Here is a 15,793-nt window from a genome sequence, read left to right on the forward strand (position 1 = left end):
TGCGCCCTCAGCAATTGGGTTGCAAGCGTCCCGCGGGCTCGGTGGCGGCGAGCGCCTCCTCCTCCACCGTGGCGGGCTCGGGCGGCACCTCGAGCACTTCGCTGCGCCAGCGGCCATAGCGATAATAGAGCGCAGCGAGCGTCAGCGAGCAGGCCGATCCGATCGGGAAGGCCAGCCACAGCGCGTCGCTGCCGAACCAGCGCTGGCCGAGCACCGCGAAGCCGAAGCGGATCGGGAAGAGCGTGATCGCCAGGATGACCAGGGGCGGCACGGTGGCGCCATTGGCCCGCACGGTGGAGAACAGCACCATGGTCGCCCCGAACATCACGAAGGTCCAGCTGGCGAGCAGCTGGATGTGGCGGGCGATCGGGATCGCCGGGCTGTCGCCGCCGACGAACAGCGCCATCACCGGGCGATCGAACAGCAGGATCGCGACGATCACGACCAGGGTGATCGCCGTGTTGTAGACGAGGCCCGCGCGGGTGATGGCGTTCACCCGGTCCCACCGGCCCGCGCCGATATTCTGCGCGGCCATGCTCGACACGGCGACGCCGATCGCCATCGCCGGCATCTGGATATAGGTCCAGAGCTGCTGCGAGACGGCATAGGCCGCGGCGGTGTCGACGCCCAGGCGATTGACCAGCCCGATCATGGTGAGGCCGGCGGTGGACATGACGAGCATCTGCGCGCCCATCGGCAGCCCCTTGGCGACGATGGTGCGGACCAGCGCCCGTTCGGGGATCAGGTAATGCAGCTCATGGCCGCGCAGCCGCACTGGCAGGTCGCGCCAATAGACGTAGACCAGCAGCCCGAAGGACGAGACCAACCCGGCGATCAGCGTCGCGGTGGCCGAGCCGGCGATGCCCATGCGGGGGAACGGGCCGATGCCTTCGATCAGCAGCGGGTTCAGGCCCGCGTCGATCGTGACGCTGAGCACCATGAACCACAGCGGCGTGATCGAATCGCCGGTGCCCCGCAGGCTCATCTGGATGAGCACGCCCAGCATGCTGAACGGCAGGCCGAGGAAGATTACGCGCAGATAGTCGCGCGCCATGTCCTGCGCCTCGCCGGGAGTGGCAAGCAGGCGGAGGATCTGCGGGGCGAACAGCCAGCCGAGGATCGCGATCACCACGGCGCCGCCCATCACCAGCCCGATCGCCGAGCCGAAGGCGCGCCGCGCCGCCTCGACGTCGCGCCGGCCCATCGACTGGCCGATCAGGATGGTCGCTGCCATGCCGAAGCCGAACACCGCCGAAAACATCAGGAACATGATGATGTTGGCGTTGGCGGTGGCCGCCAGCGCCTGCTCCCCCAGGAAGCGGCCGACCCAGATCGAGTTGATCGAACCGTTGAGCGACTGGAGGATGTTCGAGCCGAGCGTGGGCAGCGCGAACAGCAGCAGCGTCCGGCTGATCGGGCCCTGGGTCAGGTCGTGGCGTTGGGGGGGACCGGCCATGGCGCTCGCTCTGGTTGGAGTCGGCGGAAGGGACCTCCCGCCTCTCCTCACCAGCACCGGGCGGCGGTCAGGTCAAGCCGTGCGGACACGCCGGCGGCGCATGGCCCAGAGCGCGACCATGCCCAGCGCGAACAGGCCGACCGCCTCTTCCGGGATCGGGCTCGGATCGCCGCCGCCCGGATTGGTGGTGCCCGGCGGGGTATAGGTGCCGGTATAGGTGCCGAGGTGGAACTCGCCGTTCTGGACGAGGCTGCCGAACACCGCCGAGCCCTGGATATAGTTGCCGGTGGTCGCCGCCGCGTTCGGCGCGAGCACCGATCCGCCCCAGGCGGTGGTGACGTTCAGCGTCTTCGCATCGGGGAAGTTCCAGATGACATGCTGGCCCAGCCCCTGGGTACCGCCGAGGAAATTGTCGTTGAGCGTCACGTTCGCGCCGCTGACGTTGACGATCGCGGTGTCGGCGCCGTTCAGGTTGAACTGGATCTCGCCGATCTTGTCGAGATCGGCGGCGCTGATGTTGAACACCGCCACGCCGCTGGCATTCGGCACCGCGTTGAAGGTGCCGCGATTGCCGGCGATCACGAGGTTCGAATTGCCGTCGAGCCCGCCCAGCGTGCGCGACAAGTCGGTCAGGCTGCTGGTGAGCAGGCTGCCCTGCTGCTTGAGATTGACCGAAAAGGCCGGATCGCTGACCGACAGGCCCGACTGCACCGTGTTCTGGTTGACGTTGGTATTGGCGATCGTGCCGCCCACCTTCACCGTCTGCGCCGGACCGTTGAGGTTGAAGCCGCTGTTGACGTTGCCGCCGATCACCGCGCCCGAACCGTTGTTGAGGTTCTTGGTTGAACCGTTGACGTCGCCCACCACGGTGAGGCCGGGCACGCCGAGCGTGCTCGGGGCGGGATTGCCGATCTGATAGTTGGAGGAATTGCCGTTGAGGTTGCCGCCGACAAAGGTCCGCCCCTCGACTTCCGACGAGGAGGTCAGGTCGCCCAGCACGACCAGGTTCCAGGTGCGCAGGGCGTCGAGCCCGGCAATGGACTGGGCCGAAGCGGGCGCGGCGGCCAACAGCGCCGCCACGGCGACGCCGGCGGGAAGCAGGAAGCGGTTCATGGCGACTCCGAGGGATTAACGACTCGGAGTTTGGTTAGGGGCACGAAGCGCCCTGAAGATATTGAGAAGCTTGGTTAACGGCGTCCCGATTCGGGAGTTGCGACGAATGGACGCGCCTTCGCCGGAAATGCCATCCTCGCACGCGCGGGAATGGCGTTTCGGGATCAGCCCAGTCGCGCCAGCGCGGCGCCGAGACGCTCCGCCTCGGCGGCCTTCTCGGCATGGTCGGCGCGCGCCTTTTCCACGGCCTCGGGCTTGGCCTTCTCGACGAAGCTCGGGTTGTTCAGCCGGCCCGCCAGGCCGTCGCGCTCCTTCTCGGCCGCCGCGATCGCCTTGGCGAGGCGCGTCTTCTCGGCCTCGAGATCGATCACATCGCCCAGCGGCACCACGAAGGTCGCTTCGTCGACGACGATCTGGAGCGAGCCGCCGGCAGGCACTTCGCCCGAAGCCTGATCGACGCGCGCAAGACGGGCGAGCGCGGCCTCCTGTCGGCCAAGGCGGGCGCCGGTCTCGGCCGAGGCATCGCGTACGAAGATCGGCAGGCGCGCGCCCGGGGGCACGTTCAGCTCGGTCCGCGCGGCGCGGATCTCGCTCACCAGGCGGATCAGCCAGTCGATCTCCTGCGCGGCCGAGGGATCGAGCGCGCGGGCATCGGCCATCGGCCATTTCGCGACGATCAGCTCATGGTCGCGCGCGCCCATCTTCGACCAGAGCTCCTCGGTGATGAAGGGCATGAACGGGTGGAGCATGACCAGGATCTGGTCGAGCGCCCAACCCGCCACCGCACGCGTCTCCTCGGCGCCTTCCGCACCCTCGCCCTGCAGCACCGGCTTGATCAGCTCCAGATACCAGTCGCAGAACCGGCTCCAGACGAACTGGTAGATGCTGTTCGCCGCCTCGTCGAAGCGCAGGTCGGCCAGCGCCAGGTCGATCGCCTGCACCGTTGCCACCGTCTCGGCGATGATCCAGCGATTGACCGCCAGCTCGGCCGCGGGCGGCTCGAGGGTGGTCGACGTACCGATCCCGTTCGACTGCGCAAAGCGCGCCGCGTTCCACAGCTTGGTCGCGAAGTTGCGATAGCCTTCGATCCGGCGCTCATCCATCTTGATGTCGCGGCCCTGGCTCTCCATCGCCGCCATGAAGAAGCGCAGCGCATCGGCGCCATAGCTGTCGATCAGCCCGAGCGGATTGACGACATTGCCCTTGGACTTGGACATTTTCTGCCCATCGGCTGCGCGGACGAGACCGTGGAGATACAAGGTCTTGAAGGGCACTGCTTTCATGAAGTGCAAGCCCTGCATCATCATGCGCGCATCCCAGAAGAACAGGATGTCGAAGCCCGAGATCAGCACGTCGTTGGGATAGCGCCCGCCCAGCGTGGGATCGGGGTTCTCCGGCCAGCCCATCGTCGCGAAGGGCCAGAGCGCGGAGGAGAACCAGGTGTCGAGGACGTCATTGTCCTGGGTGAGCTTCACGCCCTCCCCGGCCTGCGCCTGGGCTTCGGCCTCGCTCTCGGCGACGAAGATGCCGCCGTCCTCCGCGAACCATGCCGGGATCCGGTGACCCCACCAGAGCTGGCGCGAGACGCACCAGGGCTGGATGTTCTCCATCCAGTTGAAATAGGTCTTTTCCCAGCTCTTCGGCACGATCTTCGTGGCGCCGGAGCGCACCGCCTCGATCGCCGGCCTGGCCAGCGTCGCGGCGTCGACATACCATTGGTCGGTCAGCCAGGGCTCGATGACGTCGCCCGAGCGGTCGCCGAAGGGCGTGGCGATCGTGCGCGGTTCGGCATCATGCTCGACGCCTTCCTTGTCGACATGCGGGATCAGATGGCCCTCGGCCTTCAACCGCTCGACCACCAGCTTGCGCGCCTCGAACCGGTCGAGTCCAAGCAGCGCTTCGGGGATCAGCCCATCGGCGGTCTGGGCGATGCGGGCCTTGGCGTCGAGCATGTTGAGCATGTCGCGCGCCTCGATGCCCGCACGACGGCCGACTTCGAAATCGTTGAAGTCATGACCCGGCGTGATCTTCACTGCGCCCGAGCCGAGCTCGGGATCGGCATGCTCGTCGGTGACGATCGGGACCAGGCGGCCGGTGATCGGCAGCCTGACCATCTTGCCCACCAGCGCGGCGTAGCGCGCATCGGTCGGGTGCACCGCCACGGCCATGTCGGCCAGCATCGTCTCGGGGCGCGTGGTCGCGACTTCGATCGCGCCCGAGCCGTCGGCGAGCGGATAGCTGAGCCGCCAGAAGCTGCCCTTGACGTCCCTGGTCTCGACTTCGAGGTCGCTGATCGCGGTGCCCAGGCCCGGATCCCAGTTCACCAGACGCTTGTCGCGATAGAGCAGCCCCTGCCTGTGCAGCTCGACGAACACCTTGAGGACGGCTTTCGAGAAGCCCTCGTCCATGGTGAAGCGCTCGTTCGCCCAGTCCATCGAGCAGCCGAGCCGGCGGAGCTGCTGGGTGATCTCGCCGCCGCTCTCCTCCTTCCACTCCCAGACCTTGGCGACGAATTCCTCGCGCGTGAAGTCGGTGCGCTTCTGCTGGCGGAGGTTCATCTGGCGCTCGACGACCATCTGGGTCGCGATGCCGGCATGATCGGTGCCGACCACCCAGCGCGCGTCCTTGCCCTTCAGCCGCGCATGGCGGACGAGGATGTCCTGCAGCGTATTGTCGAGCGCATGGCCGATATGGAGGCTGCCCGTCACATTGGGCGGCGGGTTGACCAGCGTCCAGGGATCGGCGCCGTCTCGCTCGGGGCGGAACAGGCCATTGGCCTCCCAATGCTGGTACCAGCGGGATTCGAGTTCGGCGGGATCGAAGGTCTTGGGCAGTTCGGACATGCCCTGCCCTTAGCGATGTGTAGGCTATACACACAACCCATCGTCATCCCCGCTCGCACGGGGACGACGAATTGCGGGTGGATCACTTCGCCGCGGCGGTTCCCGCATCCTGCTGCTTGCCCGTATATCGGCCCAGCCAGCCGAGCACGGTGCCATACCATTGCATCGAGTTCTTCGGCTTGAGCACCCAGTGGTTCTCGTCCGGGAAGACCAGCAGCTTGGACGGGATGTCGCGGCGCTGGAGCGCCGTGAAGGCGGCGAGGCCCTGGGTATAGGGAATGCGGAAGTCCTTCTCGCTGGTGATCACCAGCTGCGGGGTCTTCCACTTGTCGACATGGTTGACCGGGTTCCACTTCTCGAACGCCGCAGGGTCCTCGAAATAGGCCTTGCCGCCATGCTCCCATTCGTCGAACCAGAGCTCCTCGGTCTCATAGGCCATGGCGCGCGCATCGAACACGCCGTCATGCTGGACGATGCACTTGAACCGATCGGGCCACTGCCCTTCGATCCAGTTCATCATATAGCCGCCATAGGAAGCGCCGAGCGCGCAGGCATTGCCGGCATCGAGATAGGCGAACTTGTCCGTCGCGGCCTTGAGGCCCTTTTGCAGGTCTTCGAGCGGCCAGCCGCCCCAATTGTTGCGGATCGCGTCGGTGAAGGCCTGACCATAGCCGGTCGAGCCGTGGAAATCGACTGCGACCACTGCATAGCCGGCACCGGCGAACACCGCCGGGTTCCAGCGATAGGACCAGCTGTTGTTGCTCGAACCCTGTGGGCCGCCATGGACGATGAAGGCGATCGGCGCCTTCTTGCCCTCAGCCAGGTTCGCCGGGCGAACGGCATAGCCCCAGACCGTGTCGTTGTTGGCGCCCGCGAAGCTGAAGCGCTCAACCTTCGGCAGATCGATGCCCGCGAGCTTCTCGGCGTTGACGGACGTCAGGCGGGTGCTGGCCTTGCCCTTGAGCTGGTAGAAATCGTCAGGCGCGGTGAGGCTGTTCATCGAATAGACGATGCCGCCCTTGGTGGGCACCACCGCCGTGACATTGCCGAGCTGGGTAAGCCGCTCCACCTTGCCGGTCCGCGGATCGACCGACCAGATCGGGTTTTCCTGCGTATCCTCGGCAGTGACGTAGATCGTCTTCGAATCGAGCGACCAGGCGATCGAGCCGATCGAACGGTCCCAGGCCTGGGTCAGCGCCCTGGTCTCGCCGGTAGCGAGGTTGCGCAGCTGGAGCACCTGGCGATCCGCCTCATAGGTGGCGCGCGCCATCGAGAAATAGGCGAGCCACTTGCCGTCTGGCGAGACAGCGGGAAGATTGTCCATCCCTTCGTTCGCCTTGGTGAGGTTCACCGGTGCCGAGGAGCCGTCGGCCGGAGCAGCGAAGATGTCGAGGTTGGTCGACTTGGCTTCGATCCGGCCGGCCTCGCGCAGAGCGAAATAGACAGTCTTGCCGTCCGGGCTCCAGGCGACTTCCTCGCCGCCGCCAAAGGGCTTGGAGGGGCTGTCGCCGATCAGGCCGCCCTCGATCGCCACGCCGTTGCCGGTCGCGCCGTCCGGGCCGAAGGGCAGCACGAAGAGCTGCGAGCGCTCGCCATTACTCCACGTATCCCAGTGGCGCACGAAGAGCTGGTCATAGGTGCGACCCGAACCGGCATTCGGGTCCTTCTTGACCATGGCGGGTTCGAGGCTGGGCGCGCCGGGCTTGCGATCGGCCCAGACAAGCAGCTTGCTGCCGTCGGGCGAGACCTTGAAACCGTTGAAACCACCCGGGATATGCGTGAGCCGAGTCGCGGCGCCGCCGGTGATCGCGATGCCCCAGACGGCATCCTCGCCGTCCTTGTCCGACTGGAACCAGACGGTCTTGCCGTCGGCGGAGAATTGCGGGCCGGTTTCGTTGACGTCCGCCTCGGCGACCAGCTTCTCGGGCTTGGCACCCTTAACCGTCAGGTCGAGGCGCCACAGGTCGTAGCGGCCCCGGTTGGCGGCGAGATCGGTCTCGCGCTGCTGCCAGACGAGCCAATGGCCGTCGGGCGAGACCACGGGCGCGCCGACGCGCGACAGGGTGGCGACGTCCTGGATGGTGAGATCACGCGCCAGCGCGGGCGCAGCGGTGTAGGCGAGCGCGACGCTCGCGAGCAGGATGTGCTTCATGCGGGAACGATAGCCGGAAGGTTGCAGGCGTTACAATCGGGATCGCCCCCACAAAATCTCGCCGTCCTCGCCGAGCCGCGCGGGATCCCGGCTTTCGCCGGGGCGGCGAGTAAGGCTACAGGCGCGGGATGCGGATCATCTTCATGGGAACCCCGGAGTTTGCGGTGCCGGTGCTCGACGCGCTGGTCGAAGCCGGGCACGACATCGTGGCGGCCTACAGCCAGCCACCCCGGGCCGGCGGGCGGCGAGGCAAGGCGCTCACTCCTTCGCCGGTGCACGCACGGGCCGAGGAACATGGCATCGACGTGCGCACACCGCTCTCCTTCCGCAAGGAACCCGGCGCGATCGAGGCCTTTGCGGCGCTGGAGGCGGACGTGGCGGTGGTCGCCGCCTATGGCCTGATCCTGCCGCAGCCGGTGCTGGACGCGCCGAGGCACGGGTGCCTGAACGTCCATGGCTCGCTGTTGCCGAGATGGCGTGGCGCCGCGCCGATCCAGCGCGCCATCCTCGCCGGCGATGCCGAGACCGGCGTCGGTATCATGCAGATGGAAGCCGGTCTCGATACCGGGCCGGTACGGCTGGAGGAACGCACGCCGATTGACGGCAAGACCGCAGGCCTGCTCACCGCAGAGCTGAGCATGATGGGCGCGCGGCTGATGGTCGCGGTGCTGGCCGATCTGGAGGGGCATCCGGCAATGCCGCAACCCGAAGAGGGCGTTACCTATGCCGGAAAGATCGACAAGGCCGAAGCTCGGCTCGATTTTGCCCGCAGCGCCGTGGAAGTCGATCGGCAGGTGCGCGCGTTCAATCCGGCACCGGGCGCCTTCTTCGAATTCCAGGGCGAGCGGATCAAGGTCCTGGCCGCGAGCATCCTCACCGACGGCCATCTCGGCTCCGATTTCTCCAGTACGCCGGGGCTGGTCCTGGACGAACAGCTGACGATCGGCTGCACGACCGGCGCGATCCGCCCCGATGTCGTCCAGCGGGCGGGGCGCGGCGTCATGACGTCACTCGACCTGCTGCGCGGCCTGCAGATTCCCGGGGGAGCGCAGCTTTGACCCGGTTCGCGCTGACGGTGGAGTTCGACGGGCGGCCCTTCATGGGCTGGCAGCGGCAGGACCATGGCCCGAGCGTGCAGCAGGCGATCGAGAGCGCCGCTTTCTCGATCACCGGCGAGATCGCCTCGGTCCAGGCCGCCGGGCGTACCGATGCCGGCGTCCATGCGCTGGGCATGCGCGCGCATGTCGATGTCGAGAAGCCGATGGCCGCGTTCCGGCTGATGGAAGCGCTCAACGCGCGGCTGCGGCCCGATCCGGTGGCGATCCTCGATTGCGTCGAAGTAGCGGACGATTGGCATGCCCGTTTCTCGTGTGTCGCGCGCCATTATGAATACAGAATCTCGACACGGCGCGCGCCGCTCACCTGGGAAAAGGGGCTTGCCTGGCGCGTGATTCCGCCGCTGGACCCGGGCGCGATGCAAGCGGGCGCGGCGCGGCTGGTGGGTCGGCACGACTTCACGACCTTCCGCTCGGTCCATTGCCAGGCCGACAGCCCCCTGCGCACGCTCGACCGGCTCGAAATAGTGCAGGACGGCGAACGGATCAGCGTGTTCGCCTCGGCCCGTTCCTTCCTCCACCATCAGGTGCGCTCGATGGTGGGATGCCTGGTGCTGGTCGGCCAGGGGCGCTGGAGCCCCGACGACATGACCGCGGCCCTCGAGGCACGTGATCGCGGCGCGCTGGGATTGAACGCGCCTTCGGACGGCCTGTTCTTCCTGCGGGCCGACTATCTCTAGCGACTGAACCGCGCCGCCAGCTCGACATGAGTCGACCAGCGGAACTGGCCGACCGGCTGGATCCAGTCGAGTGTATAGCCACCCTCGCACAAGATCTCCGCATCTCGCGCGAAAGTACTGGGATTACAGGAAACATATCCGATGACCGGTGTTCGGGCCCGGGCGATTTCGTTTGCCTGCTCGCGCGCGCCGGCACGCGGCGGATCAAGGATCACGGCCTCGAACTTGTCGAGATCGGCGCCGGTCACCGGACGACGGAACAAGTCCCGATGATCGGCGAAGACCAGGCGCCGCGCCTGCCCCGCCGCCGCCTTGAGCGAGAGGATGGCATCGCGCGCCGCCTCCGCCGCATAGACCTTGGCCTGGGGAAAGGCGAAAGTGAAGGTGCCGAGCCCGGCGAACAGATCGGCAACGGTGCCGGCATTGCCGACCATCTCGCGAACCGCGGCGACCAGCGCCGCCTCCCCCTCGGGCGTCGCCTGGAGGAAATTGGCCGGCGGGAACGGCACCGGCACCCCGCCGAGCGTGATCGTCACCGGATCCGGTTCCCAGCGCGCCATGGGCCCCAACCCCTCATCCATCGAGAAGCGGGCGAGCCGGTGGCGCTGGGCAAAGGCCGTGATCCGTTCGGCGGCGGCCAGGCCTTCCGCCTCGAACCCGTCGAGCAGCACATCCACGCCTTGATCGGCCCGAGCGAGATGGACGTTGATTCGCCTCGCCCCCGGCAGCAGCTCGGCGAGCAACCCTCGAAGGGGAGCGAGCAGCGCGAACAATTCGGGGGCGAGGACATGGCATTCCTGCAGATCGATCAGCGTGTGGCTGCCCTGTCCGGTGAAGCCCAGAAGGACCTGGCGGCCGCGGCGCTCGGCATGGAGCGTGGCGCGGCGGCGGGTACGCGGCGGCGACAGCTGCGGCGCGCGAATCTCCGTCTCGAGCTTGTGCTGGGCGAGCGCGCCGGCAATCCGATCGGTGATGAAGCCGCCCCACGCCATGTCGTCGAGATGCTGGAGCTGGCAGCCGCCGCACGCCGGAAAGTGACGGCATGGCGGCTCCCGATGGTGCGGGCCCGGCGTGACGGTGCCATGGGCATCGATATGGTCGCCGGGCGCAGCAAGGGGCACGTGACGACCATCGGCGGTGACGCCGTCGCCACGCGCCGCGACTCTCAGGACTTCGCTCAGAGGCATTCGGAAATCGCTTGGGGAAGATGCATCGGCAGCGCATCGGCGATGAACGCCGGTCCTGCAAGCGCCGCCGCGCGAGCATGAAGCCAAACCGCTGTTTCCGCCGCGTTCTTGTTGCCCGCAGCGACCTGGGCGGCAAGCGCGCCGGCGAGCACGTCGCCGGTACCGGCCGTAGAGAGCCAGGTCGAGGCCCCAGCCAGCACACGCACCTCGCCACGGGGCGAGGCAATGACCGTGTCGGGGCCCTTGTGGATCACGGTAGAATGGGATTCAGATGCAGCTACAATAGTTTGATCGATCTTGCTGCCTTCATGTTCGAACATGCGATCGAACTCGCCAGAATGCGGAGTGAGCCAGGTCGCGGCGGTGCGGCGCTGGAGCCAGGCGGCGGCCGACTTCCCCAGCAATGTCAGTGCGTCGCCATCGAGGACGAGTGGGAGATTGGCGTTGAGAGCGGCCTTGAGCAGCCCTTCGGCGCGGCGGTCACGGCCAAGTCCCGGGCCGATCACGACAGCCCCTATGCGGTTCTCGGTAAGGAAATCGGCCAGATCGTCGCCATTCGCGATCCGCTGCCGTACCAATGCGTCGGGACCACCGCCGCCATCGCCGGCGCCGGCCAGCACCGTGTAGCCGGCCCCTCCTGCCATGGCGGCACGGGCAGCGAGGCGGGCGGCACCGGGCATGTCGCCTTCGACCACGACGACCAGACCGCGGCTATATTTGTGCGCGCGTGCGCCGGGCGCGACGAGATGAGGGCGCGAGACGCTGCGCCAGTCGCTCTCCACGGGAATGCCGATATCGGCGAACAGGACATGGCCGCACCGCTCCAGCCCGGCATCCAGCACATGGGCGGGCTTGAGCGCGCCCAGCGCCAGCGTCGCGCCGATCCCGCGCGGGACGCCGAGATCGGCACCATTGTCGGTGGCAAGCCCCGACGGCAAGTCGATCGCCAGGCTGAAGCGGGCGGCGGCCACAAGCTCGGCGAGGACAGGTGCGATGCCGCGCTCGAGCGGGCGCGTGAGGCCGGTGCCGAACAGCCCGTCGACCAGCATGGGGCGCGGGCGGGCCTGGTAGAGCGATCCCACTTCCCCGTCCCAACGCGCATGCATCGCCCGAGCGACCGCGGTGCCGGGCTCGCCACAGGCGACGACCGCGACGTCATGGCCGGCTGCCTTCAGCAACCGCGCGGCGACATAGGCGTCGCCGCCATTGTTGCCGGGGCCGGCGAGGACGAGGATCGGCGCGCCGCGCGCGAAACGCGCGACCTCGCGCGCAACCGCGGCGCCGGCGCGCTCCATCACCTGTTCCTGGGGTTCGCGCCGGAACGCCACCTCTTCGGCGGCGCGCATCCGGGCGGCAGTGAGGATCGGTGCGCCGGGCGGGATCATCTGCCCGGTTTGGCCCCGCGCACCGTCGCAGGCAAGCGATAGCGCGCGCCGCCGATCGCGACTTCGATCCGATCAGGGGCGAGCACGGTCACTTCGGCCCTTTCGGCGCCGTCCGCCGCCACCACGCCGCGCCCGTCGGTAGTGACGAGCAGCCGGCGGAATCCGCCATCGGGATGGCGCAGGGTAAGGAACAGGCCGTCCTGCGACTGGACGCGATCGATCGTGCAGGCATAGGAAAAGGCCTCGACCCCGGGCAGGGCGCATTCGATGCGGCCCTCGGCCCGTTCCCGCTTTTCCGCCTGGATTTCGTTGCGCGCCTCGGCAGGCTTGTCGCGGAGCTGGGGCCCGCAGGCAGTAAGGGAAAGAAGAGCCGCGAGCGTCCATCCGCCGCGTGCTCTTCCCCTCTCCCCAACCCTCTCCCCGTCGGCGGGGAGAGGGAGAATTCTAGATATCCGCGAATACATGGGTTTCGGCGCTGGCTCCGGGGTGCGTGACGGCCCCCTTATAGGCAGGGCCGACATTCTGCGAGAAGCGCCAGAGCGCGCCGGACTGGTAATCGTTCCGCCGCGGCTCCCAGGCGGCACGCCGCGCGGCGAGGACATCCCCGGGCACGTTGAGATCGACCGTGCCGGCCTCCGCATCGATGCTGATCTCGTCGCCATCCTCGACCAGCGCGATCGGGCCGCCATCGGCCGCCTCGGGCCCGACATGCCCGATGCAGAAGCCGCGCGTGCCGCCCGAAAAGCGGCCGTCGGTGATCAGCGCCACCTTCTCGCCCAGCCCCTGGCCATAGAGCGCCGCGGTGGTCGACAGCATCTCCCGCATGCCCGGGCCGCCCTTGGGTCCCTCATAGCGGATGACGACGACCGTCCCCTCCTCGATCGCATTGGCCTCGACCGCGGCGAAGGCATCCTCCTCGCGCTCGAACACGCGCGCCGTGCCGGTGAACTGGAGGCGCTTCATCCCCGCCACCTTCACGATCGCCCCTTCCGGGGCCAGCGAGCCGCGCAGCCCGACCACGCCGCCGGTCGGCGTGATCGGCGTCCGGGCATCGTAGATGACCTTCTGGTCGGGGTTCCAGGTGACCTGATCGATGTTCTCGCCCAGCGTCTTCCCCGTCACCGTCAGGCAGTCCAGGTGCAGGAAACCCTCGGCCGCGAGCGTCTTCATCAGCATGTATATGCCGCCCGCATCGTGCATGTCGCGCGCGACATAGCGGCCGCCAGGCTTGAGATCGGCGATATAGGGCGTGCTCTTGAAGATCTCGGCCACGTCGAACAGGTCGAACGCGATGCCCACCTCATTGGCCATCGCCGGCAAGTGGAGCGCGCCGTTGGTCGAGCCGCCGGTCGCGGCGACGATGCGCGCGGCATTCTCGAAGGCTTCGCGCGTGCAGATGTCGCGCGGGCGGATGTTCCGAGCGATCAGTTCCATCACCTGGCGGCCCGCAGCCACCGCGATTTCCTCACGTGATTTATAAGGTGCCGGCGCCATGTTACTGTTTGGCAAGGACAAGCCGATCGCCTCTGCCACGCAGGCCATGGTGTTGGCGGTATATTGGCCGCCGCACGCGCCGTGCCCTGGGCAAGCGGCCTTCTCGATCGCGGTGACTTCCGAGAGCGGGCATTTGCCGGCGGCATAGCGGCCGACGACTTCGAACACGTCGATGACGGTCAGGTCGCGCTCCTGATACCGGCCCGGCAGGATCGAGCCGCCATAGACGAAGATCGACGGCACGTTCAGCCGGAGCATCGCCATCATCATGCCGGGAAGCGACTTGTCGCAGCCGGCGAAGGTGACCAGCGCATCATAGCAATGGCCGCGGACCGACAGCTCCACCGAATCGGCAATGACCTCGCGGCTGACCAGCGAGGATTTCATGCCCTGATGCCCCATGGCGATGCCGTCGGTCACGGTGATGGTGTTGAAGCGGCGCGGCATGCCGCCGCCCTCGTTCACGCCCCGGCGGCACCAATCGGCCTGCTGATCGAGCGTGGTGTTGCACGGCGCGCTGTCATTACCTGCTGAGGCGATGCCGACGAACGGCCGGGCAATCTCCTCCTCGGTGAGGCCCATGGCATAATAATAGCTGCGATGCGGCGCACTCTCGACACCAACGGAGACATAGCGGCTGGGGAGCTTGGATTTATCGAATCGGCTGGTCATGATGCGCAAGCCTATGTCGCGAGAAGACGGTTTCGCGCAAGACTATTGCGCAAAGAAATTGTCCTGAACGGGAAAGCGCATTCTCTCCCCTCCGTGGAAGGGAGAGAAATCTAGAGAATGGGGAGCAGATGCCCTGCGAGATCGGCCAGCGCTCCGGCCCATCGCTCCACCCCCTCGGCATCGCGGATGAGGTCGTTGCGGATCTCGATCGCGACAGAGGGGATGCCCTGCCCCTCGGCATGGCGGTTCAGCGTCGCGTTCAGCAGCCGGCCCGAATAGGGCTCGTTGTCGCCGGTCACGAAACCACGGTCCTCGAAGAACCGCACCGTGGGATGCGCGGCGCGGACGTCGCGATTGTAGAGCACGCCGACCTGCCAGGGACGATCGCTGCCGCCATGCTCGAGGCAGGGGGTGAAGCTGTGGATGGAAAGGATCAGCCGCGGGCGCTGGGCGCGGATGCGGGCGCGCAGGATGCGGTGATAGGGCGCGTGGAAACGGGCGATCCGGGCCGGCTTGTCGACCGTCTCGTTGCCGGGGATCAGATGGCCGTCGCTCCGGTGCGGGATCAGGCCGATATGATCGGGCTCGCGGTGGAGATCGATCACCAGCCGCGAGACCGTGGCGAGGATGGCGGGTGCATCCAGCTTCGCCGCCAGCACGCGCGTGACGGCGGCCGCGCCGATATCGATGGCGATGTGCTTGTCCAGCAAGGCGGGATCGATGCCGAGATCGATATCCTCCGGCACTGCGTTGGAGGCATGGTCGCACAGCAGGAGCAGGTCCCGCGCGCCGCCCTCGACGATCTCGGCGGCGCTCACCAGGCGGGATTCCGGCGCGCGCGGAAGGCGGCGAGGCCCTCGGCGAACTCGCCACCGCCGAACGCGTCCTCGAAGCCCTGGTCGGTTTGCTCGCCGCGCAGCGTCCGCTTGAGCAAGCGGATGGCCTGGGGCGCGTTGCCGGCGATCGCACTGGCCATCGCAGTGGCGGTGTCGATCGCCTTGCGGGTCTTGAGCTCGGCCAGGCCGATCTTGTGGGCTTCGTCGGGGCGGAGCTTGTCGCCGGTGAACAGCAGGAGCGAGGCCATGCCCCGCCCCACCTGCGCCTCCAGCCGCGCGACGTCCTCGCGCGGATAGCCGAGGCCGAGCCGCGCCGGCGTGACTGCGAATTCGGACTGGGCGCCGGCGATGCGGATGTCCGCTGCGAGGATCAGCGCCACCGCCGCGCCGAAACAGCCGCCATCGATCGCGGCGATCACCGGCACGGGCAGCGCGGCGATCGCCTCGATCCCCTCGCGCATCGCCTGGCGGAAACGCGTGCGGAGCGCGGGATCGGTCTGGAGCCGCTCGAACTCGCGGACGTCGGCGCCGGCGGAGAAGATGCCGGCCACGTCGGACCGGAGGATCACGGCACGGGCATCGCCGACATCACGCGCGGCGCCGGCGAGCGCCTCCCACGCAGCGGTGGGAAGCGCATTCTTGGCTTCCGCTCGGGCGAGCGCGATGGTGGCGACGGGGCCGTCATGCGAGAGATGGATCATGCGCCGGCTGTGCCCGATCGGGGCGGCGCTGTTAAGAGGCGGGGATTTTCGACGGATGGGGCGGGCTTTCGCCCGCGCCACCGACAGACGTCCTGCTCCCGGCAATCGATCCGCTGGGGATGTCATACGCCCGAAAGTCACAAGGGCAGGTTTGCGAGG

General features: G+C 67.7%; 12 protein-coding genes. 2 read left to right on the forward strand and 10 right to left on the reverse strand.

Annotation, left to right across the window (positions count from 1 at the left end; all coding sequences use genetic code 11):
- Positions 1-7: 7 nt before the first annotated feature.
- The 4 genes from FFS08_RS00600 to FFS08_RS00615 form a co-directional block, all read right to left on the reverse strand.
- Positions 8-1,456, reverse strand: coding sequence for an MATE family efflux transporter (locus FFS08_RS00600; RefSeq protein WP_137861097.1), 1,449 nt, complete (start codon positions 1,454-1,456; stop codon positions 8-10).
- 72 nt (positions 1,457-1,528) lie between these two features.
- Complete coding sequence (locus FFS08_RS00605; protein WP_137861096.1) at positions 1,529-2,569, reverse strand: choice-of-anchor A family protein; 1,041 nt, start codon at positions 2,567-2,569, stop codon at positions 1,529-1,531.
- A 164-nt stretch (positions 2,570-2,733) separates the two neighbouring features.
- A complete protein-coding gene (locus tag FFS08_RS00610; RefSeq protein WP_137861095.1) occupies positions 2,734-5,412 on the reverse strand; it encodes a valine--tRNA ligase in 2,679 nt (892 codons plus the stop codon).
- Positions 5,413-5,494: 82 nt separating this feature from the next.
- Positions 5,495-7,564, reverse strand: a complete 2,070-nt coding sequence (locus FFS08_RS00615; protein WP_137861094.1) for an alpha/beta hydrolase family protein — start codon at positions 7,562-7,564, stop codon at positions 5,495-5,497.
- A gap of 128 nt (positions 7,565-7,692) precedes the next feature.
- Between FFS08_RS00615 and fmt the strand changes: the two genes are divergently transcribed.
- On the forward strand, positions 7,693-8,622 hold the full coding sequence (fmt, locus tag FFS08_RS00620; protein WP_137861093.1) for a methionyl-tRNA formyltransferase: 930 nt from the start codon (positions 7,693-7,695) through the stop codon (positions 8,620-8,622).
- A complete protein-coding gene (gene truA, locus FFS08_RS00625) occupies positions 8,619-9,359 on the forward strand; it encodes a tRNA pseudouridine(38-40) synthase TruA (RefSeq protein WP_137861092.1) in 741 nt (246 codons plus the stop codon). The genes fmt and truA overlap by 4 nt, the downstream gene beginning before the upstream one ends.
- Here truA and FFS08_RS00630 read toward each other — a convergent pair.
- The 6 genes from FFS08_RS00630 to FFS08_RS00655 all read right to left on the reverse strand — a co-directional run bounded on the left by FFS08_RS00630 (position 9,356) and on the right by FFS08_RS00655 (position 15,634).
- Entirely contained in the window at positions 9,356-10,546 is a 1,191-nt protein-coding gene (locus FFS08_RS00630) for a class I SAM-dependent RNA methyltransferase (RefSeq protein ID WP_137861091.1), read from the reverse strand. The genes truA and FFS08_RS00630 overlap by 4 nt on opposite strands.
- Positions 10,537-11,931, reverse strand: a complete 1,395-nt coding sequence (locus FFS08_RS00635; protein ID WP_137861090.1) for an NAD(P)H-hydrate dehydratase — start codon at positions 11,929-11,931, stop codon at positions 10,537-10,539. The genes FFS08_RS00630 and FFS08_RS00635 overlap by 10 nt, the downstream gene beginning before the upstream one ends.
- On the reverse strand, positions 11,928-12,395 hold the full coding sequence (locus FFS08_RS00640) for a hypothetical protein (protein WP_249340940.1): 468 nt from the start codon (positions 12,393-12,395) through the stop codon (positions 11,928-11,930). Before FFS08_RS00640 ends, FFS08_RS00635 begins: the two co-directional genes overlap by 4 nt.
- Positions 12,376-14,097, reverse strand: coding sequence for a dihydroxy-acid dehydratase (gene ilvD, locus FFS08_RS00645; protein ID WP_137861089.1), 1,722 nt, complete (start codon positions 14,095-14,097; stop codon positions 12,376-12,378). Before ilvD ends, FFS08_RS00640 begins: the two co-directional genes overlap by 20 nt.
- A gap of 110 nt (positions 14,098-14,207) precedes the next feature.
- Complete coding sequence (locus FFS08_RS00650; protein ID WP_137861088.1) at positions 14,208-14,915, reverse strand: N-formylglutamate amidohydrolase; 708 nt, start codon at positions 14,913-14,915, stop codon at positions 14,208-14,210.
- Positions 14,912-15,634 carry an enoyl-CoA hydratase/isomerase family protein gene (locus FFS08_RS00655; protein ID WP_137861087.1) on the reverse strand — a complete coding sequence of 241 codons (723 nt, stop codon included), beginning with the start codon at positions 15,632-15,634 and terminating at the stop codon, positions 14,912-14,914. The genes FFS08_RS00650 and FFS08_RS00655 overlap by 4 nt, the downstream gene beginning before the upstream one ends.
- Positions 15,635-15,793 lie beyond the last annotated feature (159 nt).

This window comes from Sphingomonas sp. 1F27F7B, assembly GCF_005503355.1.
In the GTDB taxonomy this organism is placed as follows: domain Bacteria; phylum Pseudomonadota; class Alphaproteobacteria; order Sphingomonadales; family Sphingomonadaceae; genus Sphingomonas.